The following is a 1,652-nucleotide window of genomic DNA, read 5'->3' as shown; positions in this document are numbered from 1 at the left end:
CCGGCAGCGGCACCACCGATGGTGCCCACAGGGCCGCCGAAGATGGCGTTACCGGCAACGCCACCGACCACGGCGCCGACGCCAGTGCCGACCTGGGCGTTGGTGGGGTTGGATGCACAACCACCCAGTGCCAGGGCCGCAGTGCAGGTAGTCGCAAGAAGAATGTGACGGATGTTCATGGCGAGATTCCTTGATGGTTGTGGAGTCAGGCCGTGGTCCCCAATCCGCGGTAGCGGCTGAAGCTCGACCTGTGCCTCTACTGTGGCTGCCCGGCCGCGCGGTGGCTGTAGGCAGGCAAGGGTGCTGGGTGTAGGACAGGCGGCACAGGAGGAACTAAGGGTTTCCCTGCGCCTGTCGCTGTTGCCAACCGGGTTGCGCAGGCAGATCATTTCCTTGTCATACAAAACTTACACAAGGACACGCGATGACCCAGCACATCCAGCAAGCCGGCCGGGGCGGCGTGGGCACCCAGCTGACGGTGGCGCAGCAGATCGGGTTGATTGTGGGCGTGGCGGTGCTGGCGCTGGTGGTCGTCCTGGCGCTGAGCCTGGTGCGTGTGCAGCGCCTGGGGGCCACGGTGGATCAGCTGGCCACCGAGCAGGTGGAGCGGCTGCAACTGGCGCTGCGCTGGCGCAGCAACATCGCCGTCAATTCCACGCGTGTGTTCTCCATCGCCCAGACCGAGGGCGATGACCTTCAGAACTATTTCAAGGAGGCAGTGGCCGCCACCACCGCCGACACCAGCAAGGTGCAAAAGCGCTATACCGAGCTGGAAAACAGCCCGGAGGGCCTGCGCATCCAGGAAGAGCTGGCCACCATCCGCAAGTCGTACCTGGAGTCGCGCGACAAGTCGCTGGAGCTGAAAAAGGCGGGTGACATGGCCCAGGCGCGCGCCTATGCGCTGGGCACGTTTGCGCCAGTGCTGGACAAGTACAACGCCGTGGCCGACAAGATGGTGGATTACCAGGTGCGCCGCTCGGCCGAGCAGGCGGCCGAGGCGGCAGAGCTCATCCAGTCCTACCGCATGACCGTGCTGGTGGCGGGTTTGGCAGGGCTGGCGCTGCTGGTGGTGCTGTCGTGGGTGGTGGTGCAGCGCATCCGCCGCTCTCTGGGGGCGGTGAGCGCGGTGGCGCAGCGCATTGGCGAGGGTGACCTGTCCCAACCCATCGAGGTGCAAGGGCGTGGCGAGGTGGCCGAGATGATGCGTGCCATGCAGGGCATGCAGAGCTCGCTGGTGCGCATCGTGGGCGACGTGCGGCACAGCAGCGACAGCATTGCCACGGGCTCCAGCGAGATCGCGATGGGCAATGCCGACCTGAGCCAGCGCACCGAGGAACAGGCCAGCAACCTGGAGGAAACGGCTGCCTCCATGGAAGAGATCACCAGCACCGTGAAGAACAACGCCGACACCGCGCGCAAGGCGGCCACGCTGGCCGGCTCGGCTTCGCAGGCGGCGGTCAAGGGCGGCGAGGTGGTGGGCCAGGTGGTGACCACCATGCAGGTCATCTCGGCCGCGTCCCGAAAGATCACCGACATCATCAGCGTGATCGATGGCATTGCGTTCCAGACCAACATCCTGGCGCTGAACGCGGCGGTAGAGGCAGCCCGTGCCGGCGAGCAGGGCCGTGGGTTTGCGGTGGTGGCCAGCGAGG

2 protein-coding genes are annotated in these 1,652 nt (G+C 66.2%); one reads left to right on the top strand and one right to left on the bottom strand.

The features are described from left to right. Positions 1–179, bottom strand: a 179-nt coding sequence (locus DBR23_RS32370; protein ID WP_108500111.1) for an osmotically inducible lipoprotein OsmB, incomplete at its 3' end; no start/stop codon positions are given. Between the two features lie 245 nt (positions 180–424). On the opposite strand from DBR23_RS32370, the gene DBR23_RS26875 reads away from it, so the two are divergent. Next, on the top strand, positions 425–1,652 hold a 1,228-nt coding region (locus tag DBR23_RS26875; protein WP_369882177.1), incomplete at its 3' end, for a methyl-accepting chemotaxis protein.

This window comes from Acidovorax sp. HMWF018, from assembly GCF_003061035.1.
Classification (GTDB): domain Bacteria; phylum Pseudomonadota; class Gammaproteobacteria; order Burkholderiales; family Burkholderiaceae_C; genus Acidovorax; species Acidovorax delafieldii.
Note: the sequence above shows the minus strand (reverse complement) of the source record. Positions and strands in the feature narration are given on the sequence as shown.